Annotated in this window: 18 protein-coding genes and 1 pseudogene; 12 read left to right on the top strand and 7 right to left on the bottom strand. The window is 72.5% G+C overall.

Annotation, left to right across the window (positions count from 1 at the left end; all coding sequences use genetic code 11):
• Positions 1-216 precede the first annotated feature (216 nt).
• A complete protein-coding gene (locus DEJ48_RS31270; RefSeq protein ID WP_150219527.1) occupies positions 217-1431 on the top strand; it encodes a S8 family peptidase in 1215 nt (404 codons plus the stop codon).
• On the opposite strand, the gene DEJ48_RS31265 is transcribed toward DEJ48_RS31270, so the two are convergent.
• The 3 genes from DEJ48_RS31265 to DEJ48_RS31255 form a co-directional block, all read right to left on the bottom strand.
• The gene (locus tag DEJ48_RS31265) at positions 1415-2662 is read right to left on the bottom strand and encodes an MFS transporter (protein WP_150219526.1); all 1248 of its coding nucleotides are present in this window, start codon (positions 2660-2662) and stop codon (positions 1415-1417) included. The two genes, DEJ48_RS31270 and DEJ48_RS31265, sit on opposite strands and share 17 nt — an antisense overlap.
• Complete coding sequence (locus DEJ48_RS31260) at positions 2662-4095, bottom strand: CitMHS family transporter (protein WP_150219525.1); 1434 nt, start codon at positions 4093-4095, stop codon at positions 2662-2664. The genes DEJ48_RS31265 and DEJ48_RS31260 overlap by 1 nt, the downstream gene beginning before the upstream one ends.
• A gap of 147 nt (positions 4096-4242) precedes the next feature.
• Entirely contained in the window at positions 4243-4830 is a 588-nt protein-coding gene (locus tag DEJ48_RS31255) for a TetR/AcrR family transcriptional regulator (RefSeq protein ID WP_223832533.1), read from the bottom strand.
• 180 nt (positions 4831-5010) lie between these two features.
• Between DEJ48_RS31255 and hmgA the strand changes: the two genes are divergently transcribed.
• Genes hmgA through DEJ48_RS31240 form a run of 3 tightly spaced genes read left to right on the top strand, consistent with a single transcriptional unit; the run spans position 5011 to position 8386 of the window.
• On the top strand, positions 5011-6375 hold the full coding sequence (gene hmgA / locus DEJ48_RS31250) for a homogentisate 1,2-dioxygenase (protein WP_150219523.1): 1365 nt from the start codon (positions 5011-5013) through the stop codon (positions 6373-6375).
• 27 nt (positions 6376-6402) lie between these two features.
• Positions 6403-7152 (top strand): GntR family transcriptional regulator, encoded by a 750-nt coding sequence (locus tag DEJ48_RS31245; protein ID WP_150219522.1) that lies wholly within the window; start codon positions 6403-6405, stop codon positions 7150-7152.
• Between the two features lie 25 nt (positions 7153-7177).
• A complete protein-coding gene (locus tag DEJ48_RS31240) occupies positions 7178-8386 on the top strand; it encodes a type ISP restriction/modification enzyme (RefSeq protein WP_190537703.1) in 1209 nt (402 codons plus the stop codon).
• Between the two features lie 43 nt (positions 8387-8429).
• Here DEJ48_RS31240 and DEJ48_RS31235 read toward each other — a convergent pair whose 3' ends face one another.
• Entirely contained in the window at positions 8430-9149 is a 720-nt protein-coding gene (locus DEJ48_RS31235) for a TetR/AcrR family transcriptional regulator C-terminal domain-containing protein (protein WP_150219520.1), read from the bottom strand.
• Positions 9150-9213: 64 nt separating this feature from the next.
• Here DEJ48_RS31235 and DEJ48_RS31230 point away from each other — a divergent pair, with 64 nt between their 5' ends.
• Positions 9214-10146 (top strand): ATP-binding cassette domain-containing protein, encoded by a 933-nt coding sequence (locus DEJ48_RS31230; protein WP_150219519.1) that lies wholly within the window; start codon positions 9214-9216, stop codon positions 10144-10146.
• A 79-nt stretch (positions 10147-10225) separates the two neighbouring features.
• Positions 10226-11008, top strand: coding sequence for an ABC transporter permease (locus DEJ48_RS31225; protein ID WP_150219518.1), 783 nt, complete (start codon positions 10226-10228; stop codon positions 11006-11008).
• Positions 11009-11229: 221 nt separating this feature from the next.
• Here DEJ48_RS31225 and DEJ48_RS31220 read toward each other — a convergent pair whose 3' ends face one another.
• Positions 11230-11499, bottom strand: a complete 270-nt coding sequence (locus tag DEJ48_RS31220) for a hypothetical protein (RefSeq protein ID WP_150166078.1) — start codon at positions 11497-11499, stop codon at positions 11230-11232.
• A gap of 481 nt (positions 11500-11980) precedes the next feature.
• Positions 11981-12532, bottom strand: a pseudogene (gene sigK, locus DEJ48_RS31215) (ECF RNA polymerase sigma factor SigK); the annotation flags it as partial.
• A 182-nt stretch (positions 12533-12714) separates the two neighbouring features.
• Between sigK and DEJ48_RS31210 the strand changes: the two are divergent.
• From DEJ48_RS31210 to DEJ48_RS31195, 4 genes are all read left to right on the top strand, one after another.
• Positions 12715-14265 (top strand): DUF4331 domain-containing protein, encoded by a 1551-nt coding sequence (locus DEJ48_RS31210; protein ID WP_150219516.1) that lies wholly within the window; start codon positions 12715-12717, stop codon positions 14263-14265.
• A 136-nt stretch (positions 14266-14401) separates the two neighbouring features.
• On the top strand, positions 14402-15739 hold the full coding sequence (locus DEJ48_RS31205; protein ID WP_150219515.1) for a tetratricopeptide repeat protein: 1338 nt from the start codon (positions 14402-14404) through the stop codon (positions 15737-15739).
• A gap of 35 nt (positions 15740-15774) precedes the next feature.
• Positions 15775-17196 carry a nickel transporter gene (locus DEJ48_RS31200; RefSeq protein ID WP_223832532.1) on the top strand — a complete coding sequence of 474 codons (1422 nt, stop codon included), beginning with the start codon at positions 15775-15777 and terminating at the stop codon, positions 17194-17196.
• Between the two features lie 110 nt (positions 17197-17306).
• The gene (locus tag DEJ48_RS31195; RefSeq protein WP_411757557.1) at positions 17307-18917 is read left to right on the top strand and encodes a serine/threonine-protein kinase; all 1611 of its coding nucleotides are present in this window, start codon (positions 17307-17309) and stop codon (positions 18915-18917) included.
• A 20-nt stretch (positions 18918-18937) separates the two neighbouring features.
• On the opposite strand, the gene DEJ48_RS31190 is transcribed toward DEJ48_RS31195, so the two are convergent.
• Entirely contained in the window at positions 18938-19756 is an 819-nt protein-coding gene (locus tag DEJ48_RS31190) for an SGNH/GDSL hydrolase family protein (protein WP_150219513.1), read from the bottom strand.
• A 259-nt stretch (positions 19757-20015) separates the two neighbouring features.
• Between DEJ48_RS31190 and DEJ48_RS31185 the strand changes: the two genes are divergently transcribed.
• Together DEJ48_RS31185 and DEJ48_RS31180 are read left to right on the top strand one after the other, a co-directional pair.
• Entirely contained in the window at positions 20016-20417 is a 402-nt protein-coding gene (locus tag DEJ48_RS31185; protein WP_317850940.1) for a hypothetical protein, read from the top strand.
• A gap of 1 nt (position 20418) precedes the next feature.
• The gene (locus DEJ48_RS31180; RefSeq protein WP_150219512.1) at positions 20419-21540 is read left to right on the top strand and encodes a GNAT family N-acetyltransferase; all 1122 of its coding nucleotides are present in this window, start codon (positions 20419-20421) and stop codon (positions 21538-21540) included.
• Positions 21541-21822 lie beyond the last annotated feature (282 nt).

Genomic DNA, 21822 nt, shown 5'->3' with positions numbered 1-21822 from the left:
ACCCCACCCATTCAGCCCGTATTCGATTTCAGAAACATGAAAGTGGCATGACAAGGCGTCAACTCTCTTGCTCCGTACGGGTGGAGCGGCCACGCTACTGCTCGCGACGGGAGCGGCACACACCGCTCCCATCTGTGTGTGCGATCCCCGCGCGCACCCCCCACAGTCGCGTAGCCCCACCCCGGGCACGCCGCCTATGAGGAGGACTCCCTCGTAATGGCCATGCTTCGCAGCAAGAAGACCGTGATCGCCGCCGCGATCTCGACCGCCACCGCCGCCGCCGTCCTCGGTGCGGTCACCACCCTGCCCGCCCAGGCCGCGCCCGCCGAGGGCCACGTGATCGCGGCGGGTTCCGCCGACGCGGTCAAGGGCAGCTACCTCGTCACGCTGAAGGAGGGCTCCGGCCTCAAGGCCGCCACGAGCCAGGGCAAGGACCTCATAGCCGAGTACGGCGGCTCGGTGCAGAAGACCTTCAAGTCCGCGCTGAACGGCTACTCCGCGAAGCTGAGCGCGGCGGAGGCGAGGAGACTCGCCGCCGACCCCGCGGTCGCCTCGGTCGAGCAGAACCAGAGACTCCGCGTCGACGCGACCCAGTCCAACGCCCCCTGGGGCCTGGACCGCATCGACCAGGCGAAGCTGCCGCTGTCCGGCACCTACACCTACCCGGACAGCGCCGGGTCCGGCGTCACCGCGTACGTCATCGACACCGGCGTGCGCATCACGCACTCCGAGATCAGCGGCCGCGCGGTGAACGGCTACGACGCCGTCGACGGCGACAACACCGCCCAGGACGGCAACGGTCACGGCACGCACGTCGCCACGACCATCGCGGGCAAGACGTACGGCGTCGCGAAGAAGGCCAAGATCGTGGCCGTCCGCGTCCTCGACAACAACGGCTCGGGCACCACCGCCGGTGTCGTCGCGGGCATCGACTGGGTGACGAGCAACCACGCCGCGGGTGCCCCCGCCGTGGCCAACATGTCGCTCGGCGGCGGCGCGTCCACCACGCTCGACAACGCGGTGCAGAAGTCCATCGCCGACGGCGTCTCCTACGCGGTCGCGGCGGGCAACGCCAACACCAACGCCGCCAACACCTCGCCCGCCCGTGTCCCGGCGGCGATCACGGTCGGCGCCACCAGCAACACGGACGCCCGCGCCAGCTTCTCCAACTACGGCTCGGTCCTGGACATCTTCGCGCCCGGCGTGAACATCAAGGCGGGCTGGAACACCGGCGACACGGCGACCAACACCATCTCCGGTACGTCGATGGCCACCCCGCACGTCGCGGGCGCCGCGGCCGTCTACCTGGCCGGCCACACCTCGGCCACGCCCGCGCAGGTCTCCTCGGCGCTGGTGAACGGTGCCACGCCGAACGTGGTGACCAGCCCCGGCTCGGGTTCGCCGAACAAGCTGCTCAAGATCGTCCAGTAAGTCTGCGCTCAGTACGGTCAGCAGTGCCCCGGGGGCATTCGGCGCCGCCTCCGGGGCGCTTCCGTACGCCCAGCGCCGCCGCCGCGAACAGCAGCCCGCCCAGCATCACGAACGGGGCCGCCACCCCCGCGACCCCCGCGATCAGGCCCGCCGCCGCGGGCGCCGCGACCTGCCCGAGCCGGTTGCCGGTGAGCCGCAGCGCGAGCGCCGTGGAGCGCGCGCCGTCCGGTGCCGCCTGGACGACGGTCGTCATGGAGAGCGGCTGACCGACGCCGAGACAGAAGCCGAGCACCGCGAGCACCAGCGCGAGGCCCCACACCGGCAGGGGCAGCGCGATGCCCGCGCAGAGCAGCCCGGCAAGGAGACAGGTGACGGTCAGCAGGGCCGTCCTGCCCAGGAGCCGGATGAGCGGCGTCATCACCAGGCGGCAGGCGATGGTCGCCGCCGCCCGCAGGGACAGGAGCAGCCCCACCGTGGCGGGCGCGATGCCCCGGTGTTCGCCGACCACCGGCAGGTAGGCCGTGAGGATGTCCGTCGCGGAGAGCACGGCGAGGCTGATGAAGATGCCCGCGGGCACGCCCCGGGTGCGCAGGATGCCGAGGACCGGCACGCGGCCGGCACGTGCCGGGGCGGCGGACCGCGGCCGCTTGTGCTCGATGCGCCACAGCGAGCCGAGGGAGACCGCGGCGACCGCCGCCGAGACGAGGAGGGCGAGCGCGCTGGTGCGGTCCATGTCGCCACCGATCAGCGCTCCGGCGGCGATCGGTCCGATCAGCTGGCCGAGGGAGGCGCCGATGGTGAAGTGTCCGAAGTTGCGGTCCTGTTCGGCGGGCGCGGACTGCCGGGCGACGATCGACTGCGCGCCGATCACGAAGCAGAGATGGCCGAGCCCCATCACGCCGCTCCAGGCCGCCATCGCGGCGAGCGAGTCCGCGACGCCGCTGAGGGCGCAGCCCCCGGAGATGAGCACGACACCGACGGGCAGCAGCGGCGCGCACCGGCCGTGGTCCGTCCTGCGCCCGAGCGGTACGGCCGCGAAGAGCGGCAGCAGGGCGTAGACGCCCGCGATGACGCCGATGGCGCGCTCGTCGGCGCCAAGGGCGAGGGCCCGGTAGGAGACGGCGGGCCGCGCCATCGACACCGCCCCCTGCGCGAAGCTGAAGGCGATGACGAGACGGAGCAGCCAGCCCCTGCCACCGGGCCAGGACCCCGACGATGCGGCATTCGACATCAGATGATGCCGAAGAGGATTCCGGCGCCGAGCACGACCAGCGAGGTGAGCACGGCCCACTTGACGGTGAACTTGGTGTGGTCGCCGAACTCGACCTTGGCCATGCCGACGAGGACGTACACGGCGGGCACGAGCGGGCTCGACATGTGCAGGGCCTGGCCCGCGATGGAGGCGCGGGCGATCTCCAGGGTGCCGACGCCGTGCGCCTGGCCTGCCTCGGCGAGGACCGGCAGGACGCCGAAGTAGAAGCCGTCGTTGGACATGAAGTAGGTGAGCGGGATGGAGAGCAGCCCGGTGACGAGGCCCATCTGCGGTCCCATGCCCTCGGGGATGGCGTCGACGAGCCAGTCGGCCATGTGGTCGACCATGCCGGTGCCCTGGAGCACCCCGGTGAACACGGCGGCGGCGAAGACCATGCCGGTGACGTTGAGGACGTTCTCGGCGTGGGCGCCGATGCGCGCCTTCTGGTCGGGCATGTGCGGGAAGTTGACGGTGAGGGCGAGCGCGGCGCCGAGCAGGAAGAGGACCGGGATCGGCAGCCACTCCATGATCATGGCGGTGAGCAGCAGGATGGTGAGGGCCGCGTTGAACCAGTAGAGCTTGGGGCGCAGGGTGGGCCGGTTCGGGTCGAGCCCCTGGAACCCGTCGTCGTCGCCTCCGGTCGCCCCCTCGCTCTCGGGTGCGTCCGCGTCCGTGCCGTCGCCCGCGCCCCCGGTGGCCTTCTTCGTGAGCGACGTACGGCTGTCGCCGTCGCCCCCGGCGCCGACGAGAACGGTCTCGTCGGCCGTCTCCCTCTCCAGGACCTCGTCCAGCGACAGCACGCCGAGCCGCTTGCGCTCGCGCAGACCCAGTGCGTACGCGAGGACGAAGACGGCGACGAGCCCCATGCCGAGCGCCGGGATCATCGGCACGAAGATGTCGGAGGCGTCGACCTTGAGCGCGGTCGCGGCGCGGGCCGTCGGGCCGCCCCAGGGCAGCGTGTTCATGACGCCGTTGGCGGTCGCGGCGACGCCCGTCATCACGACGAGGCTCATCTTGAGGCGCTTGTACAGCGGATACATCGCCGAGACCGTGATCATGAAGGTCGTCGAGCCGTCGCCGTCGAGCGAGACGATCGCGGCGAGCACGGCGGTGCCGACGACGATGCGCACCGGGTCCGCCTTGCAGAAGCGCAGGATGCCCCGGACGATCGGGTCGAAGAGGCCGACGTCGATCATGACGCCGAAGTACACGATGGCGAACATGAGCATGGCCGCCGTGGGCGCCAGATTGCCGACGCCTTCGAGGACGTAGTCCCCGAGATGGGCTCCCTTTCCTACGAACACGCAGAAGAGCGCGGGGATCAGCACCAGTGCCGCGATCGGCGACATCTTCTTCATCATGATCAGCACCAGGAAGGTGGCGATCATGACGAATCCGAGGATTGTCAGCATGGGGGCTACCTAACGTTCACCATCGAACTCCCACCAGGTCTGGCGGTCCGGACGACGTTAGGACTCGCTATCCAGCGTTAACAAGATGTTGACGCGCGAGCAATAAGCGCAAAACTCCTGGTCACGGGCGTGGGCCGGGACCCCCTCTCAGTCCAGGGACCGCGCGAAGTAGGCGTGCAGCAGGATCCGCGCCTCGTCGACGAGTGCCGGGTCACCCGTCGGGTCGGCGCGGAAGGCCAGTTGGAGGACCGCGTCGACCGCCTCGACGCCGACGAGGATGGTGCGGCGCAGGGCCGCGTCCAGGGGGCGGTTCAGGTGGAGGGCGAGGAGGGCGGCCACCCGGTCGGCGACCTGGGAGTTGGCGTCCGGCATGGCGTCCGGTGCGGAGGGGACGCCGAAGTCGACCAGGCCGAAGCCGGGGACGGTGCGCATCATCACCAGGTACTCGTCGAACGCCGCGTCGACGGCGCCGCGCCAGTCGCCGTGCTCGATGCCGGTGACGCGGGCCGCCACCCGTTCCGCGTACGCGTCCAGGTTGCGGTGGGCCAGCGCGTCCGTGAGCGCTCGCTTGTTGCCGAAGAAGCGGTAGACCGAGCCGATGGGGACGCCGGCGCGCTGGGCGACGGCGCGGGTGGTGAGGCCGTCGTAGCCGGTCTCGTCCAGGACGGCGGCGCAGGCGTCGAGGATCCGTGTCAGGCGCTCCGCGCTGCGCTCCTGCACGGGGAGGCGGCGCATGGAGGACGGGGGGCGGGGGCCGGGGCGCGGGTCCTGGGGCGGGTCCGGGTGGCCTTCGGGCGAGTTCCGGTGGGGCATTCCGGGAGAGTAGAGCATCGCTCACATTCCCGCTTCCTCTTGCGGAAGGAAAAAGCGAATCCTACGGTGTCCCATAGGAATCACTGATGAGGGAGCGGTGTGATGAGTGGGGACCACGCAGGCGACGCGGACCGCGCGGATGCGAACGGAACGGGCGCGTACGACGCACGCAAGACCGCCGAGGGGCTCACCTACCTCTCCGGCTTCGGCAACGAACACAGCTCCGAAGCCGTGCCCGGCGCCCTGCCGCACGGCCGCAACTCCCCGCAGCGCGCTCCCCTCGGCCTCTACGCCGAGCAGCTGAGCGGCAGCGCCTTCACCGAGCCCCGCGCGCACAACCGCCGCTCGTGGCTGTACCGCATCCGCCCCTCGGCCGCGCACCCGCGGTTCACCCGCGCCGACAACGGCGCGCTCCGCACGGCCCCCTTCACCGAGTCGGTGCCCGACCCGAACCGGCTGCGCTGGAACCCGCTCCCCGATCCCGCGCCCGGCACGGACTTCCTGGCGGGCCTGTGGACGCTGGGCGGCAACGGCGACGCGACCCAGCGCACCGGCATGGGCATCCACCTCTACCACGCCAACTCCTCGATGCGGCAGAGGGTGTTCAGCGACGCGGACGGTGAACTGCTCATCGTGCCCGAGCGCGGCGGGCTGCTCCTGCGCACCGAGTTCGGGCTGCTGCACGCCGAGCCCGGCGAGGTCGCGCTGATCCCGCGCGGCGTCCGCTTCCGCGTGGAGCTCCTCGACGAGACCGCCCGCGGGTACGTGTGCGAGAACTACGGCGCCCCGTTCCAGCTCCCCGACCTCGGCCCGATCGGCGCCAACGGCCTCGCCAACGCGCGCGACTTCCGGGCGCCCGTGGCCGCGTACGAGGACGTCGAGGGCCCGGTCGAGGTGGTGAACAAGTTCTGCGGCAACCTGTGGCGCGCCACCTACGACCACTCGCCGCTCGACGTGGTCGCCTGGCACGGCAACCACGTCCCGTACGTCTACGACCTGCACCGCTTCAACGTGATCGGCTCGATCAGCTACGACCACCCGGACCCGTCGATCTTCACCGTGCTCACCTCGCCGTCCGACACCCCGGGCCTCGCGGGCGTCGACTTCGTGGTGTTCGCGCCGCGCTGGCTGGTGGGCGAGGACACCTTCCGTCCGCCCTACTTCCACCGGAACGTGATGAGCGAGTACATGGGCCTGATCGAGGGCGCGTACGACGCGAAGGCGGAAGGTTTCGTCCCCGGCGGCGGCTCGCTGCACAACATGATGTCGGCGCACGGCCCGGACCGCGGGACGTTCGAGAAGGCGTCCGCCGCCGAGCTGAAGCCGCAGAAGATCGACGACGGCCTCGCCTTCATGTTCGAGACGCGGTGGCCGGTGACGGCGACGGAACAGGCGGCCGGGGCGTCCCACCTGCAGCGCGGCTACGACGACGTGTGGCAGGGTCTGGAGCGTCACTTCCGCAACTGACGCGACACCACCTGATTCGGAGAGATTGTGACCGCTTTCGCCCCGGACTCGATCGTCCTGAATCGGAAGCTTCCGCTCTGGTATCAGGTGTCGCAGTCCCTGCGTGCCTCGATACTGGGCCGCTCCCCCGATGCCCCGCTCCGGCTGCCCACCGAGGAGCAGCTGGCGGGGCATTACGGGGTGAGCGTGCTGACCATGCGACAGGCGCTCAAGGAGCTGGAGGACGAGGGGCTGATCACCCGCCACCGGCGGCGCGGCACCTTCATCGAGCCGAGCGCGCGGCGCGGCGCCCCCGTCCGCCTGCTCGGCTCGGTCGACGCGATCGTGGCCCAGCAGTCGGGCATGACCACCCGCCTCCTCGACCACGGTGCCGCCCCGCCCCCCGCCGACCTCGTCGGGCACTTCCCGGATTCCTCGGAGGTCGCGACGTACCATCGGCTGCGCTGCGACGAGAAGACGGGCGAGCCCACCAACCACGCCCGCAACTACGTCCGGCCCGAACTGGCGTCCCGCATCGACCTGGACGACCTCGTGCGCTGGCCCATGACGAAGGTCCTGCGCGACGTGGTGGGCGTCCGCATCAGCCGCATCACGGACACCGTCGAGGCCACGCTCGCCGACCCGGAGACCGCGCGGCTCCTCGAAGTGCCGCTGCTCAGCCCGATCCTGCACTACACCGGCGTCACCTACGACGAGGAGGGCCGCACGCTGGACGTGGCCCGCATCCACTACCGCGGCGACCGCTTCTCGTTCTCGGTCACGCTCGACGCGACGTGACGGGACCGGGCGGCCACGTCGTACGATGCCGGGCGTGACGCACGACGAAGCGCCGCTGCTCGCGGACCTCATGCCGTGGTCCGTCGCACCGCTCCGGCCGGGCCGGGGGTGGCCGATGGGCCCGGATCCGGCTTCCCTGCGGGCCCGTTGGACCGCCTTCGTCCGCGCCGAGGGGCCGGACCGCGAGGCCCTGTTCCGCCCCACCCGTGCCCGCACCCTGCACACCGCGGTCGCCCAGCTGCCCGGCCACGGCGGCGCGACGGGCCGCCTGGCCAGGGAGACAGGGCCCTGCCCCGAACCCGTGCGCGTCCTGCACGGCCCGTTCGACGAGCAGTGGCTGATCCCCGACCACCGCCTCATCGACGTCGCCCGCCCCGAGCTGTGGCGGGTGGCGGGCGAGGGCCAGCTGTTCGCCGTCGAGCAAGGGTACGTTCCCGGGGCCCCGGGACCCGCCGTCCTCGCGTCCGGCGTCCTCCCGGACGGCCGCTCCCCCGCGGGGCGCCCGGGGCGGATACGGCCGCTGTTCCGGCGCCCCGGCGGCCACGAGCCCAACGTGGCGCCGGGCCTGCTCGCCCACCTCTCGGACGTCCTCGGCGGCCAGGAGGTCGGCGCACGCGACCTGCTGGCATGGGTCCTCGCCGTCGGCACCGGTTCCGCTGCGGGCTGCCGGGTGCCGCTCACCCGCGACGCCGACGTCTGGACGCGGGGCGTGGCGCTCGGCAGGCGGCTCCTCCGGCTTCACCTGCGCGGCAACGGCGAGCGTCCGAAGCTGCCCGGCGGCCGCAGGCCGTACGTCCGGGCACCGCTGCCCGCCCGGCCGGCCGCCCTGTCGTACGACGTGGAGGAGGAGATCCTCCACGTCGGTGACGAGGGCGTCATCTCGCCGGTGCCGAGGGAGGCGTGGGAGTACGGGGTGAGCGGGGTGCGCGTCGTCGAGCGCTGGTTCGCGCTGCGCACGGAGGCGGCCGAGGCGGGCACGCTGGAGGCGATCCGCCCCACGACGTGGCCCCAGACGTGGACGTCCGAACTCCTCGAACTCATCACGGTGCTCGCCCTGCTCGCGGAACTCTCCCCCGAGCAGGAGGAGTTGGCGTCGTTCTTGGGGGACGAGGCCATCGGGGCCGCCGCGCTGCACGACGCGGGCATCCTGCCCGTACCCGACGCCGCACGGCGGCCCGCATCCGTCCTCGACCACCACGAAGAGGGCCCGGACGGCCAGTTCGCCCTGCTCTGACCTCCGGGCTCCCGGAGTCAGGCTCCCGGAATCGTTCCCGGAATCAGGCTCCCGGGCGGAAAGAGTCGAGGAGCCTGCGCAGCGCCCGCTCGAAGCTCTCGTCCGCGTCGCCGGGCGGCGGCGCCTGCGCCACCATCCCCGCGAGTCGCGGATACGCGCCGCCCGCGAGCTGCCCGGCCAGGTAGGCGGACCGGACCTGCTGCTCCTGCTCCGGCGACCAGGGCAGACCCCGCGCGCGCTCGGCGGCCGCGATCTCGTTGGCCACGGTCGTCATGGCCGTGCCGTTGACCAGGGCGATGAGCTCCATCTTCGTGCCGTAGGGCGCGTCGAGGCGCTCCAGGACGCCGAGGCAGTGCTCCAGGTAGCGCAGCGCGTTCGGGCTGAGGCCGTAGACCGTCGACATCACGCGCACGAGCCAGGGGTGCCGGTGCAGGATCGCCCGGGTCTGCCGGCCGATGGCGAGCATCCCCGCGTGCCAGTCGCCGCCCACGGCGTCCTCGGCCAGTTCGTACTCCCCGCTGACCGCGTCGACCATCAGCTCGTACAGGTCCTCCTTGCGGGGCACGTAGTTGTACAGCGACATCGTGCCGCAGCCCAGCGCACCCGCCACCCGCCGCATGGACACCGCGTCGATGCCGTCCGCGTCGGCGATGCGGACGGCCGCCGCCGCGATGTCGGCCCTGTTGTACGCGGGCTTGGGGCCGCGGCCCGCACGCTCGGGGCGCGCCCAGATCACTTCGGGAGTGGCCGCTCGGCCCGCCATTGATCATCACCTCGACCACCATGTTAGTTACGTACGGCGTACGTAGTGAGGTACCGTGCGGCACATGACTTCTACGTACGCTGTACTTAGTGAAGGTCTGGAGAAGCGCTTCGGATCCGGCGACACCGCCGTCAGCGCGCTGCGCGGCCTGGACCTGGCCATCCCCGAGGGCTCCGTCTGCGGGCTCCTCGGGCCCAACGGCGCGGGCAAGACCACGGCGGTCCGGGTCCTGACGACCCTGCAGACACCGGATGCCGGGACCGCACGGGTGGCGGGGTACGACGTGGTGCGGGACGCGGCGGCCGTCCGCGGGCACATCGGCGTCATCGGCCAGTACGCGTCGGTCGACGGCGATCTGACGGGCCGCGAGAACCTGCGCCTCTTCGCCCGCCTGCTGCGGGCGCCGCGCGGCCGCGCCGACGAGCTCCTGGAGCGGTTCGGGCTCACCGGGGCGGCGGAGCGGGCCGCCCGCACGTACTCGGGCGGCATGCGGCGCCGCCTGGACCTCGCGGTCGGACTGATCACCCGGCCCGCCGTGCTCTTCCTCGACGAGCCCACCACGGGCCTGGACCCGCACAGCAGGAACGCCATCTGGGAGTCCGTGCGGAAGCTGGCCGGCGAGGGCACGACGGTCCTCCTCACGACCCAGTACCTGGAGGAGGCCGATCGGCTGGCCGACGACATCGTGCTGATCGACGGGGGCCGCGCAGCCCACCGCGGCACGCCCGCGGAGCTCAAGGCGCGCATCGGGAGCTACGCGGAGGTCGTCGTCGCCGAGGACGCGGCGCTGCCCGCGGCGGCGGTGGTCCTCGACCAGTTGACGGGAGCGGAGTCCGTGCTCGACGCGGAGACCCGTACCGCCGGAGTGGTCGCCCTCGATCCCGCGCTCACGCTCCCGCGGCTCGTCCGCGAACTGGACGCGGCAGGGGTGCCCGTCGTCGACGTGAGCCTGCGGCGGCCCTCTCTGGACGACGTCTTCCTGCGCCTCACCGCGTGAACCGGCCTTCCGGCCGCCCCCGAAACCCGGCACGACACCCGGCACGAAACCCGGCTCCCGACCCCCGGAGGCCTCCCCCATGAGCGCCATCCTCCTCGACGGCACCACCATGCTCGGCCGTCACCTGCAACGCGTCCGGCACGCCCCCGCGATCCTCGTCATGACCCAGACCATGCCCATCGTCTTCCTGCTCTTCTTCGGCTACGTCTTCGGCAGCGCCCTCGCGATGCCGGGCTCCGACTACCGGGCCTTCCTGGTGCCCGGGATGCTCGTCGCGACTGCCGCCAACGGCATCATGACCGGCATGTTCACCGCCGCCCAGGACACCCACCGGGGTGTGATGGACCGGCTGCGGACGCTGCCGATGAGCAGGGCGGCCGTGCCGCTCGGGCAGGCGCTCGCCGATCTGGTGACGACAGCGGCGGGGCTCGTGCCGCTGGTGCTCGTCGGGCTCGCCATGGGGTGGCGGATCGAGGGCGGGCCGTTCGCCGCCGCGGGCGCGTTCGGGCTTCTGCTGCTCTTCCGGTGCGCGACCACCTGGGTCGGCATCCTGCTCGGGCTCGCGTCGCGGAGCGAGGAGGCGGCGGGCCAGCTGGGGAGCGCGACGTTCATGCTGCCGCTGCTCTCGAACGCGTACCTCCCGACCGACGGGCTGCCGTCCTGGCTGCGTGTCGTCGCCGAGTGGAATCCGATCAGCGCGGTGGCGACGGCGGTGCGCGACCTGTTCGGCAACGCCCCGGTCCCGGCGGACGCGGCATGGCCGGTCGCACACCCGGTGGCGGGGGCGGTCCTGTGGTCGCTCGCGCTGCTAGCGGTGTGCGTCCCGCTCGCCGTCCGGCGCTACGCGCGCGGCCCACGCTGAACCACCGACAGGGGAGCAAGTACAGCAAAACCGCACCGACCGGGGGAGTTTGGGCGATTCGGCCCGGCGGTCGATGCGGTTCTGGCTGAAACCTTGCGGTGTGACGGGTGCACACGGCACGGGTGATGCGTGCGGGGGGCGATGGGTGACTACGGAGCGGAGCGGAGTGGGGGGAAAGATCCGCCGCGGAGCGGCGGTTCAGTCCCGGGGACCACCCGCGGTCAGCGTCCGCCGAACAGCGAACGCCGCAACCGGCGCAGCGGCGCGAAGAGCGAGACACGGCTCACTCGGGCACCCCTGCTGCTGCGGGCGTGCGCGGCGTCACGTGAGGTCAGCTCACGCATCAGCAACGTCGCCTCGTGCGCCTCACGCTGCGGGACGGCGGGGCCGCCCAGCACCGAGAGGTGACGATCGAGACGCGAGCTGCTCGCGCTGCTGCCACAAGTGATCGCAGGGACACGCGCCCTGCTGCGCACTGTTATCTGTTCCATGTCACTCCCCACCCGTACGAGGGCACCCGGCCCAGGGCAGGTTAACCCTATCGCCCCATCGGTACACGCGTGTATCCCGGTCACAGGATTCACCTACCCCGTAAGGAGGTTGACGATTACTCTCCGAATCCAACTGATTCCAGGGCGAGTTGGACAAAGGGTTCGACAGTGGGTCGGAGGGAGCCCGATCGCCCTGCCGGTGCGGGCCCGGCCCGGCCGTCCCGCGCCTGCGGGAGGACCCGGACGTGGGCTATCTCACGTGCGGTTTCCGCCCCTTGTGGCGCGTCGACGGTGACAGAGACGGGGATAAGGGACCGACTCGGGCACGTACGCCCGACGGCCCCCGCCCGGGGCGTTCGGCGTACGGCAGCCCGCCCCCGTCCCCGCGCGGCGGGCGGCGCCGGGGCGGAGGCCGCGCACGCCAGGCGTACGGCGGGCCTCCCACCCCCTCGGCCCCCACGCCCTCCGTCACGGGGCGGCCTCACAGGACGGCCTCCAGGCAGTCCCGCAGCCGCAGCAGCCCGTCCCGCATGCGGGTCTTGACCGTGCCCAGCGGCACGCAGAGGTGCCGGGCCACCTCGCGGTAGGTGCGGCCGTCGTAATAGGCGAGCACGACCGCCTGGCGCTGGAGCTCGGTGAGGCTGCCGAGACAGCCGCGCACCGACTCGCGCTCAAGACCCGCCTCGACCGCCTCGGCGACCTGGTCGAAGGCGGGGCCCTCGCCGTGCCGCGCCGCACGCGCCTCCCGGTCGGCCGCCGCCCGCACGCTGCGCACCCGGTCCACCGCCCTGCGGTGCGCCAGCGTGAGGATCCACGGCAGGGCGCGGCCGCGCGCCGGGTCGAAGCGGGGAGCGGAGCGCCAGAGTTCGACGAGCACCTCCTGCGCCACCTCCTCGGACTGCGCGTGGTCGCGCAGGACTCTGCGCACCAGGCCGAACACCTGCCCCGACACCAGTCCGTACAGCTCCTCGAACGCCTCCTGGTCTCCCTTCGCCACCCTCGGCAGCAGTTCGTCCGCTTCCATCCGCTCCCCCGTCCCCCGACACCTGACGGCCGCTCGTGCGGCTGCCCGGCATTCGGCGCGGGGGCCCGGGGCGGATGGAAACCCGCGCCAATCCGCCCGTGCGGCGGCCCCGAATGGCCTGTGTCAGTCGACCCGTGCGCACCAGTCGGCCGGGTCGGACCAGGTGCATCGGACACGCAAGGACGGATGCGATGACAGCACATGCCAGGAGCCGGCAGGGGCGTCGCGGCCTCGCCGCGCTGGTCTGCGGCGCACTCGCCGCCGGGGGGCTCGCAGCCGCCGGGGCGAGTGCGCTGGAGCCGGGCTCGGCGCGGGCCTCCAGCCACCGGGAGGCCCCGCTGATCTCGGGTCAGCCCCAGTACGACAACACGGACGTGTACGCGTTCGTCAGCCCCGACAAGCCGGACACCACGACCCTCGTGGCGAACTGGACCCCGTTCGAGGAGCCCGCGGGCGGGCCCAACTTCTACCCCTTCCCTGAGGACGCCCAGTACGACATCCACATCGACAGCGACGGCGACGCACAGGGCGATCTGCTCTATCGCTGGACGTTCGACAGCAAGGTCAAGAACGGCAACACCTTCCTTTACAACACCGGCCAGGTGACGAGCCTCGACGACCCCGACCTCAACTTCACGCAGACGTACGACATCGACCTGCTGAAGCTGAAGGACCAGAAGGTCGTCTCCACCAAGAAGCTCGCGAACGACCTGCCGGTCGCGCCGTCGCGGGTGGGCGACGCCTCGATGCCCGACTACAAGAAGCTCCGCGACCAGGCGGTGCGGAAGGTCGCGGGCGGCGGCACGTCGTACGTGGGGCAGGCCGACGACCCGTTCTTCCTCGACCTGCAGGTGTTCGACTCGCTGTACGGGGGCGACCTCTCGCAGGTCGGCGACGACACCCTCAAGGGGTACAGCGTGAACTCGGTCGCGCTCCAGGTCCCGACCGCCGAGATACGCCAGTCGGAGAAGCAGCCGACGGTCGGCGTCTGGTCGACGACCCAGCGCAAGAACGCCAAGGGCGGCTACACGCAGGTGTCGCGGCTCGGCAACCCGCTGGTCAACGAGCTCGTGGTGCCGCTGAAGGACAAGGACAAGTTCAACGCGTCCTCACCGTGGAACGACGCGGACTTCCTGCCGTACGTGCAGAAGCCCGAGCTGCCGAAGCTGCTGGAGAAGGTCTACGGCATCAAGGCACCGGCCGAGCCCAGGAAGGACCTGGTCTCCGTCTTCCTGACCGGCGTGAAGGACCTCAACCAGCCGCCGAACGTGCGCCCGGCGGAGGCCCTGCGGCTCAACACCTCCATCAAGCCGTCGGCCGACCCCAAGCGGCTCGGCGTCCTCGACGGGGACACCGCGGGATTCCCGAACGGGCGGCGGCTCGCCGACGACGTCGTCGACATCGAGCTGCAGGCCGTCGCGGGTGAACTCGTCGGCGCCAAGAACGACTTGGGCGACGCGGTGGACGCGAACGACCGGGCGTTCGGCAAGGCGTTCCCGTACCTGGCGCTGCCCACGTCACCGACGCACGCTCCGGCGGCCAAGGGCGGCGGCGACAACACCTCGATGCGCGGGGCGCTCGGGGGCGGGTCGGAGGTCCGGGCCCCGTCGTCCGACGGGTCCGGCGGGTCCGACGCGGTGCTGATCGCCTCCGCGGCGGCCGGAGCCGCGGGTGTGCTGCTCGTCGGGCTCGGGCTCGCGTGGTGGCGGGCGCGGAGGCGGGGGGCCGGCGGGGTCCTCTGATCCCCTCGGGCCCGTACCGGGCCTCCTCACGGCTCCTCCCCGAACGGGCGCGGTCCGCACCACATCCCCCTGCGGGCCGCGCCTCTCCCCTCCTGTCCCGCTCTGCTTCCGCTCCTTCGAAGGATTGGCCCTCTCCATGGCACGCATCTCCGTACGGAGCGCGGTGGCCGTCGTCGCGCTGGCCCTCGCGCTCACCTCGGGCGCCCTCGTCGTCGGCGGCGGCCCGGGCGACGACGGGGCGGGGCGCTCGACGCCCGCCGCGGTCGGGCCCGCGGCGCCGCTCGACGGTCTGCGCGGCGGCGACCTCGACCGGGGCGTGGAGGCGCTCCGCACCAGGCTGCGCGAGCAGCCGAAGGACTTCACGTCCTGGGCCACGCTCGGCACGGCCTACGTCGAGCAGGCCCGCACGCGCGGCGACCCCGCCCTCTACCGCGCCGCCGACCGCGCCCTGGACCGCTCGCTGGAGCTGCGCCCCGGCTACGACGCGGCGCTCGCGGGGCGCGCCGCCGTCGCCGCCGCCCGGCACGACTTCCGTGGCGCACTGCGCCACGCCGAGGCCGCCCTAGCCGAGAACCCGTACAGCGAACGGGCCCTGGCCACCCGCATCGACGCCCTCGTCGAACTCGGGCGCTACGGCGCGGCGTCCCGCGCGGCCGACGAGGCGGACGAGCGGCGGCCCGGCGTCCCCGTCTTCACGCGGTACGCGTACGTACGTGAGCTGCGCGGCGACACGGCGTCGGCGCGGCGCGTCCTGGAGCGGGCACTCGACGGGGCGACCGCGCCCGGCGACGTCGCGTACGTGGCGACCTCCCTCGGGCAACTGGCGTGGCGGCAAGGCGAGTACAAGGCCGCGCTGCGCCACTGCGGGGCCGCGCTGCGCGCCGACTCCACGTATCTGCCCGCCCTGGAGTGCCGGGCCCGGGCGCGGGCGGCGCGGGGCGGGACGGCCGCGGCGCTGGCCGGGCTGCGGGACGTCGTCGGACGGCAGCCGCTGCCCGGTCCCCTGGTGGCGCTCGGCGAGCTCTACGAGGCGAAGGGCGACCTGGGGCGGGCCCGTGAGCAGTACCGCCTCGTGGACGTGTGGGCCGCGCTGGCCCGGGCCAACGGGGTCGACCCCGACCTGGACACGGCTCTCGCCGAGGCCGACCACGGGGACAGGGCGGAGGCGCTGCGGGCGGCGCGCGCCGAGTGGGAGCGGCGCAGGACCGTGCACACGGCGGACGCGCTCGGCTGGGCATTGCACGTGAACGGGCGGGACGAGGAGGCGCTCAGGTACGCGCGACGCGCCACCGCCACGGGGTTCAAGGAGGCGGCGTTCCGCTATCACCGCGGGATGATCGAGCGGGCCGTCGGGGACGAGGCGGCGGCGCGCGGGTCGCTGACGTCGGCCCTGCGTCTGAACCCCGGTTTCTCGCCGGTGGGTGCGCGCGAGGCGCGGGAGGCGCTGCGGTCGCTCGGAGGTGACGCGTCGTGAGGCGCCGCAAGCTGTGGGGGTTCTGGGTCTGCCTCGTGCTCGGGGTGGTCGTCGCGCTCGGCGGCCTCGGCGGGACCGCGCACGCGCACCCGCTGGGCAACTTCACCGTCAGCCGGTACGACGGACTCGTCGCCGCGCCGGGGAAGCTGACGGTCGAGCACGTGGAGGACCTCGCCGAGATCCCCGCCGCCCAGGCCGCCCCGCGCATCCGCGAGACCGGCCGCGCCGCCTGGGCGGAGCAGCGCTGCCGGGCCGCCGCCGACGACGCCCGCGTCACCGTCTCCGGACGGGACGCGGAGCTGACGGTGCGCGCCGCGCGGGCCCGCGTCCGTCCCGGCCAGGCGGGGCTCGACACCCTCCGCGTCGAATGCACCCTCACCGCTCCCCTGCCGCGGAAGGACCGGGTGAGCGTCGGGTTCCGGAGCGGCGCGCGGGACGGCACCGGCTGGCGGGAGATCACCGCCCGCGGCGACCGGATGGCCCTCACCCGCTCCGACGTGCCGGAGACCTCCGCGTCGCAGCGCCTCACCCGCTACCCGAAGCGGCTGCTCGCCGCCCCGCCCGACACCGCGTCCGCGTCACTGCGGATCACGCCGGGCGGCCCCGCCCTCGCGGACGACCGCCCCGCGGAACCGGAGAGCGGCGTGGCTTCCGTGCTGCCCCGTGGTGCCGACCGCTGGGCGCGGGCCCTCACCGGCCTCGTCGGCCGGCATCCGCTCACCCCGGCCTTCGCGGCGCTCGCCCTCGGCACCGCCGTGCTCCTCGGCGCCCTGCACGCGCTCGCGCCGGGCCACGGGAAGACCCTCATGGCCGCCACCGCCGCCGCCCGCGGCCGTGCCTCCGTACGCGACGTGCTGCCGCTCGCCGCGTCCGTGACCGTCACGCACACCCTGGGCGTGCTCGCCCTCGGCCTGCTGGTGAGCGGGGGCTCCGCCGCGGGTCCTTCGGTGGTCGCCTGGCTCGGCGTGGTCAGCGGGCTGCTCGTCACGGGGGCGGGCGTGCTGCTCGTACGCAGGGCGTGGCAGCGACGGCGCGGGACGGACCACGACCACGGTCACGCGCACGACCACGACCACACGCACTCCCACAGCCACGGCCACCACCACACGCACGACCACCGCTCCCCCGGAACCAGCCTTCGCGGCACGCTCTTCCTCGGTTTCGCCGGGGGTCTGGTGCCGAGCCCCTCCGCCGTCGTCGTGCTCGTCGGCGCCGCCGCTCTCGGCGAGGCGTGGTTCGGGCTGCTGCTCGTGGTGGCGTACGGGGCGGGGCTCGCCGCCACGCTGACGGCCGCCGGATTCCTCGTCGTGCGCGTGGGGTCGTTCGCGGGGCGGCGCGCGGGGCCGGAGTGGGTGCGCCGGGGCACCCGGCGGTTCCTGCCGCTCGGTTCGGCCTGCGTGGTTCTCGCCCTTGGATGCGGATTGGTGTTCAAGGGGGCTGCAACGGCGCTCGGTTGAGCTACTTTTGTGGAGAATCGCACCGCTGCAGATGGGGGGCGCCCGTGAGCCGGCCAGAGCGCGTGATCGCCGGGCGGTACCGCCTCCTTGCCCCGTTGGGCGAGGGCGGCATGGGCACCGTGTGGCGTGCCAGGGACGAGGTGCTCGGCCGCGAGGTGGCCGTCAAGGAGGTGCGCGCCCCCGCCGGGCTCCCGGCGCCCGAGGTGGACCGGCTGTACGTGCGCCTGGAGCGGGAGGCGTGGGCGGCCGCCCGCATCCCGCACCGGAACGTGGTGACGGTCTACGACGTCGCGAGCGAGCACGGCCGCCCCTGGATCGTCATGGAGCTGGTGCGCGGCCTGTCCCTCTCCGACGTGCTGGAGGCGGAGGGCGCGCTGACCCCGCAGCGGACCGCGGAGATCGGCGCCGAGATTCTCGGCGCCCTGCGCGCCGCCCACGACGCCGGTGTCCTGCACCGCGACGTGAAGCCCGGCAACGTACTGATCGCGAACGACGGCCGTGTCGTCCTGACGGACTTCGGGATCGCGCTGGTCGAGGGGAGTTCCGCGCTGACGATGACCGGCGAGGTCGTCGGGTCGCCCGAATTCCTCGCCCCGGAGCGGGCGTTGGGGCAGCGTCCGGGGCCCGCGTCCGACCTGTGGTCGCTCGGTGTGCTGCTGTACGCCGCGGTGGAGGGCAGCTCGCCCTTCCGTCAGGACACGCCGTTGAGCACGCTGCGCGCGGTGGTGGACGAGGAGTTGCCGCCCGCCCGCCGCGCCGGTCCTCTCACGTCGGTCATCGAGGGGCTGCTCCGCAAGAACCCGGACGAGCGGATGTCCGCCGCCGTGGCCGAGCGCGATCTGCGGATCGTGGCCGGGGGCGGCACGCCGCACACGGAGGCGGCGTTCCCGTACCTGCCGACGACCACGGCCGAGCGGCCGCCCTCCGAGCCGACGCCGCCCGCCTCCTACCCCGTACCGCCGCCGGGACCGGCCACCGTGGTCGGCACCCAGGCGGACGAACCGCGCCGGGACCGTCGCGCGAGGGTCGCCCTGGTGGCGGGGCTCGTCGCGCTGGCGCTGGCCCTGGGCGGCATCACGTACGCCCTGGTGGGCCGGGACGACGACGGCGGGGACGGCGGCTCCAAGGGGAGCCAGAACAACGGAGCGGGGGCCACCGGGTCCACCGGCGACAAGGACGGCGGGTCGGGCGGGTCCACGGGCGGGAAGGACGACGGGGGCTCCACGGGCGGCGGCAGCGGGGGCAACGGCGGGAACGGCGGAGACGGTGGCAACAACGGCGGGAGCACCGGGAACAACGGCAGTGGCGGCGGCAACGGCGGCACCACGAAACCACCTGCCCAGAGCGTGAAGGTGCAGGTCGTGGGCGCCCACACGCAGTACGAGGGGGCGTGCCCGCCGGCGGCAGGTCAGGCGCCGTCGTTCACCGCGACGTTCACGGTGGGGCGCGTCCCCGCCACGGTCGAGTACCGCTGGGTCACGGCGTCGGGCGAGTCCGGCGATCCGGGCTGGAAGACGCTGTCCTTCTCCTCGGGCGGCGGGAAGACCCGGCAGGTGAACCACGTGGAGACCGCGTACGACCAGGGCGGCGGGACGTACGAGAACTCGATCCACGTCCAGGTGCGCAAGCCGGTCTCGGCGACGTCGAACTCGGTCGCGTACACGGTGACGTGTGAGCAGGAGACCCCGACGGGCGGGGCCTCCTACACGCCGAACGGTTGAGCGGGTGAAGCGGGCGGGGGTCAGGCCGCCGCGGTGAACACCGGGAGGTAGCCACCGGACTGGCCGGCGGCGGTGGGGTGGTAGGACTCGCCGATGTTGGTCCAGTTCACGCTGTGCAGCCACGGGCTGCCCGAGCAGATCTCGTGCCCGGAGAAGGCCGACGTGACGCTGCCGAACGCGAAGCCGTGGTCGGCGGCCCGCTTGGCGACGGCGGTGTTGAGGTAGTCGGAGGCGTCGTTGATGGCGGCACGCTCGCGCTCGGAGAGGCCGGCGAGACAGCTGCCGTTCAGCTTGTAGAAGCGGGGGTAGCCGAGCACGACGACGCGGGCGGCGGGGGCCTTCGCGCTGATCGCGTCGTACACCTTGTCGAGGTTGCCCGGGAGCGTGGAGTCCACGTACTGGCGCGCCTTGTTGACGCGGGCGACGCAGTTGCTCTCGGACTGCAGCACGCAGGTCGTCATGACGTCGGCGAAGCCCGCGTCGTTGCCGCCGATGGAGATCGAGACGAGTCCGGTGCCGCTGCCGAGCGGGCCCAGCTGGTTCGCCAGAACATCACCCGTACGAGCGCCCGAGCAAGCCGTGAAGTTGAAGCTGGAGGGTGAATGGGCAGCCGCCCACAGCGCGGGGTAGGCGCGGGTGCTGCGCTTGCAGTCGCCGCTTCCGCCGTCGTAGCTCCCCGCGCCGACACCCGATGAGTAGGAGTCGCCGAGGGCCACATAGCCGGTGGCGGCGGCCCGGTCGGTCGACTGGTCCGCGTGAGCCGCTGCCGCGCCGGTGAGCGCGAAGGCGGCCGCAAGGAGGAGCGAGGACATGTATGCCGTGATTCGGGACAATTTCATGGAACCTCCCTTAGCAGGATTTCTGCCTCGACCGTGGTAGCACCGCTCACCCGGCCGCCGATAGTGTCCATGTCAATGAATTCCTCAACAATTCCCTTTCCCACGTGGGAAGTTCATCTACCGCGAAGGGGTGTGGCGGGGAACATCTGCACACTCCCTCCGCATCTTGACTAGCCGCCGGGGGCTGCGCGACATTGAGGCCCGGCATCCGGTGCGTCGGGGGGCAAAGTCACCAATGCAGACCATCAGGATCAAGGCCGTGTCGGCAGACACGGGCCAACAGACCGGACAGGGCACGGAGAAGGACCTGCTGCCGCTGCTCGCCGGGGCGGCCGTCGCCGTGGGCGCGGTCGGCGCGGTGCTCGCGCTCGTCGACCTGAGCTCGCCGCTGCGCGGCCCGTTCACCCTCTTCTTCCTGCTCGCCGCGCCGGGCGCCGCGATCGGCGCCGCGCTGCGCGCCCTCACCCCGTGGGGCCGGGCCGTGGTCTCCGCGTCCGGGGCGCTGGCCGTCAACCTGCTCGTCGCGCAGGGGATGCTGGCGCTGCACGTGTGGTCGGTGCGCGGAGGTGTCGTCGCGGTCACGGCAGTCAGCTCGCTCGTCCTCCTCCTGACAGCGGGACGGCGGCTGCGCGACCGCGCGGCGAAGAGGTGGGCCTCCTGACGTGAACATCACCGTGCACCGCCCCGGCGAACTCACCGCGGCCGACCGGGCGGCGTGGACCGCACTGCAGTCCAAGGCGCACCTCGACGGCTCGCCCGAGCTCGCCAACCCCTTCCTCTCCCCCGAATTCGCACTCGCGATCGGGCACGAGCGGCGCGGGGTGCGGATCGCCGTCGTGCGCGAGGAGAGCGAGCGGACCGCGTTCCTGCCCTTCCAGCGGTCCGTCGCCGGTGTCGGCCGCGCCGTCGGGCTCGGCGTCTCGGACTGCCAGGGCCTGGTCCACCGGCCGGGCTTCGACTGGGACGCGCGGGACCTGCTGCGGGCCTGCGGTCTGTCGGTGTGGGAGTTCGATCACCTGGTGGGCGGGCAGGCGCCGTTCGAGGCGAGCGCGTCCGGCTCGTTTCCGTCGCCCGTCATGGACGTCGACCGGGGCTATGAGGCGTATCTGGGCCAACTTCGCTCGCGCGCACCGAAGTTCACTCGCACCACACTGGCCAAGGAGCGCAGACTCGGCCGCGATCACGGCCCGGTCCGCTACGTGCACGACGAGCGCGACCCCGCGGTCCTGGCCACGCTGATGGGCTGGAAGTCCGCGCAGTACCGCAGGACCGGCCGCAGCGACCGCTTCGCACACCCGTGGATCACCCATCTGGTGCGCCGGCTCTTCCACACCCGCTCCGACTCGTTCGCCGGCCTCCTCTCGGTCCTCTACGCCGGGGACGCGCCGGTCGCCGCGCACTTCGGGCTGCGCTCCGAACGGGTCCTCGCCTGCTGGTTCCCCGCGTACGACCCGGCGTTCGCCAAGTACTCGCCCGGTCTCGTCCTGCATCTGCGCATGGCCGAGGCCGCGGCGGCCGACGGCATCGCGTACCTCGACCTCGGCCGCGGCCACAAGGCGTACAAGGAATCCCTCAAGACCCGTGATCTCACCGTCTCCGAGGGCTGGGTGGCGCTGCGCCATCCGGTGGCGTTCGGACACCTCGCGCGACGCGCACCGGTCAAGGCGCTGCGGAACACTGTGCAATCACGACCGGAATTCTTCGAACCGGCCGACAAAATGCTCAAGCAGCTGGGTCGAATGCGATCCAGGGGCGGGAAATTTCGATCTACGGGCAAGGAATAAGGCAGTCCGAATGTGATCGCACAGATTACTCAAATCATGTGAAACGTGGGACCACGTTCCAGGTCTTGCCATACAGTCTCAATCATCAATACCGTCGTACATCCACCCGCAACGGTCCATCACGCAATGCGATCCGGGGGAGGGCTCAGGATCGCGGTGGCACCCGAGCGGGGCGCGGTAGGGGGGTGCCGTGCTCGGTGACCGCTCTTCGGCCGAGTCACGTCCCGCGCTATGCCAGCTCACTCGGCATGCACGGAGATCCATTTCGTCATGCTCAAGTGT

This window comes from Streptomyces venezuelae (genome assembly GCF_008642315.1).
Classification (GTDB): Bacteria; Actinomycetota; Actinomycetes; order Streptomycetales; family Streptomycetaceae; genus Streptomyces; species Streptomyces venezuelae_D.
The sequence above is the reverse complement of the archived record's forward strand: the minus strand, read 5'-3'. Positions and strand labels throughout refer to the sequence as shown.

Excerpts from the sequence above, each read along its gene's own strand:
- DEJ48_RS31270 (WP_150219527.1), top strand. The coding sequence starts at position 217 with ATGGCCATGCTTCGCAGCAAGAAGACCGTGATCGCCGCCGCGATCTCG.
- DEJ48_RS31265 (WP_150219526.1), bottom strand. The coding sequence starts at position 2,662 with ATGTCGAATGCCGCATCGTCGGGGTCCTGGCCCGGTGGCAGGGGCTGG.
- DEJ48_RS31260 (WP_150219525.1), bottom strand. The coding sequence starts at position 4,095 with ATGCTGACAATCCTCGGATTCGTCATGATCGCCACCTTCCTGGTGCTG.
- DEJ48_RS31255 (WP_223832533.1), bottom strand. The coding sequence starts at position 4,830 with ATGCGCCGCCTCCCCGTGCAGGAGCGCAGCGCGGAGCGCCTGACACGG.
- hmgA (WP_150219523.1), top strand. The coding sequence starts at position 5,011 with ATGAGTGGGGACCACGCAGGCGACGCGGACCGCGCGGATGCGAACGGA.
- DEJ48_RS31240 (WP_190537703.1), top strand. The coding sequence starts at position 7,178 with ATGCCGGGCGTGACGCACGACGAAGCGCCGCTGCTCGCGGACCTCATG.
- DEJ48_RS31235 (WP_150219520.1), bottom strand. The coding sequence starts at position 9,149 with ATGGCGGGCCGAGCGGCCACTCCCGAAGTGATCTGGGCGCGCCCCGAG.
- DEJ48_RS31230 (WP_150219519.1), top strand. The coding sequence starts at position 9,214 with ATGACTTCTACGTACGCTGTACTTAGTGAAGGTCTGGAGAAGCGCTTC.
- DEJ48_RS31225 (WP_150219518.1), top strand. The coding sequence starts at position 10,226 with ATGAGCGCCATCCTCCTCGACGGCACCACCATGCTCGGCCGTCACCTG.
- DEJ48_RS31220 (WP_150166078.1), bottom strand. The coding sequence starts at position 11,499 with ATGGAACAGATAACAGTGCGCAGCAGGGCGCGTGTCCCTGCGATCACT.
- DEJ48_RS31210 (WP_150219516.1), top strand. The coding sequence starts at position 12,715 with ATGACAGCACATGCCAGGAGCCGGCAGGGGCGTCGCGGCCTCGCCGCG.
- DEJ48_RS31205 (WP_150219515.1), top strand. The coding sequence starts at position 14,402 with ATGGCACGCATCTCCGTACGGAGCGCGGTGGCCGTCGTCGCGCTGGCC.
- DEJ48_RS31195 (WP_411757557.1), top strand. The coding sequence starts at position 17,307 with ATGGGCACCGTGTGGCGTGCCAGGGACGAGGTGCTCGGCCGCGAGGTG.
- DEJ48_RS31190 (WP_150219513.1), bottom strand. The coding sequence starts at position 19,756 with ATGAAATTGTCCCGAATCACGGCATACATGTCCTCGCTCCTCCTTGCG.